Raw genomic sequence first — 1,792 nt, forward strand, 5'->3', positions numbered from 1 at the left:
ATTTCACAATAATTCATCAATCTTAATTAGATCACATTTTTACTTTAATTGGTATCAGTCGAATAACTTACACAAAAGATTTTCCCGTAGCCCACAGCTCTTAGCTCAGGTGTTCCCCAAAACCAACTCATGATTAGGACTACATCATTTCTGATTCCAGCTGTGAGGTGACTCGAGCATGATTTCAAACGTATGTAGCTTTAAGTTTAGCATTCAGATACTCGAACCATACGCGCTGTAAGTTAGATTTATGAGACTGAACTGACCCCTTATTAATACTTTGAGTTATAAAAGCCTTACACCCCATCCTAATTACTCTGCGCTGTAGATGTTTCCTTTATTAAGTGAGTGGCTCTCAGTATTAGTTAACAGCCTTTCGTCTACGAAATCTGACTTCTGCTCTATCTGTGAATCTATAGGATACGTGTAATTAGGGCTCTATCATGGAGGCTTCTGCTAAGAGCGCTATAGCCCTTAATGAGTCGACTTAATAGCTCTTAATTATACATTCAGCTTAAACCACTCTCGATAGCATCAAGCGCTTTGTTAGAAGCATTTCAAAGGATGGAAGCGGAGTAGATTCAGCTTGAAAGGTGAGAGTTGTTAGGTTGCGTTCCAAAGTGGTGCTGGAGGGATATGTAAGTTAAGACATAGAGTGTCCCTCGTATCCGTATCTACATGTGCAGGGAGGTTCTTCCCCCAACTGATTGTGATGTTCTCTGGTTCTAGGGGATGGTAATTTAGGATGTTTACCGGTCTCTCTTCGATTCTGATGTGCTTGTTGACTCGATATGAATTAGTTGTGTCGACAACTTTGCTCAGAACATGTTGATTTCTTGCTGGTTAGTTCAAGCTATGTTTTGGTTATTGCGACTAAGATGAAGCTAGAAGGTCACTACTGTTTGCTTAGTAGAAATAAAAATCCCCCAAATCATTGGCGGATAGTTTTGTGATTCTTTTCAGAATTAGATAAAGCCTTAAACCTAATGGGTCGAATTATGAAATTGAGTTTTAACTTTGAAGATGCGAGCCAGATCTTTGTGGGATCTTTTGCCTTGGCCGTGCCGATTTCTTTTTCTGAAGAGGCTTGGAAGTTAGGGGAGACTTTACCTACCGCTAATCTATTGCTGCTATTTTTACTGTCTGCGGTGTTCTTAGGCTTCTATACGTATGAGAGTGTCTTTCAAAAAGATGTTGTTGCTCGGTTGCCGGTGTTTATTTTCAGAATAGTGATTGCTTATGTTATGACGGCATTGGTCGTTGCTTTGGTACTGACTTGCCTGGACAAATTACCTCTATTGAGTGATCCCGTCGTATCGATCAAAAGAGTGATTGTTATTTCAATGCCAGCCTCTATGGGCGCTATTGTAGTGGATAGTTTTGATAAAGAGTAATCTGTGTATCAATTTGGATTGAAGTGTCTTACAGAGCTTTTCAGCGCTTACTTGATTCGTTATTTAGCTTTCTTACCTCCAAACTTAGTATTGATTTTTTCAACCGATCTCCTAGTCAATAAAATGAGTAGCAACGTACTGTGACTGACTCTTACGTGAATGTGTCGTTTGTTGTTGGGAGATTTTGAAGAGCATTAAGTAGCGAAGATTTGTAGCTTTGGAAGGATATAAAAACGGTTGGTTTCTGAATTGAATATGGTATTTGAAAGGTGAGGGTAGTTGTATTAATAAGTTAGGATCTTTAGATGCAAAAAAGCCGCATCAATGATGCGGCTTTTTTTAATTGGCTCCCCTTGCAAGACTTGAACTTGCGACATACGGATTAACAGTCCGCCGTT

Annotated in this window: 1 protein-coding gene; it reads left to right on the forward strand. The window is 39.5% G+C overall.

What is annotated here, in order from left to right; translation table 11 throughout:
- The first annotated feature begins 998 nt into the window (after positions 1-998).
- Positions 999-1,394 carry a DUF2391 family protein gene (locus AB6E54_RS22575; RefSeq protein WP_017060180.1) on the forward strand — a complete coding sequence of 132 codons (396 nt, stop codon included), beginning with the start codon at positions 999-1,001 and terminating at the stop codon, positions 1,392-1,394.
- Positions 1,395-1,792: the final 398 nt, after the last annotated feature.

The organism is Vibrio sp. 10N.247.311.49, assembly GCF_041467655.1.
Lineage (GTDB): Bacteria > Pseudomonadota > Gammaproteobacteria > Enterobacterales > Vibrionaceae > Vibrio > Vibrio crassostreae_C.

Coding starts and splice junctions, on each gene's coding strand:
- AB6E54_RS22575 (WP_017060180.1), top strand. CDS start 999: ATGAAATTGAGTTTTAACTTTGAAGATGCGAGCCAGATCTTTGTGGGA.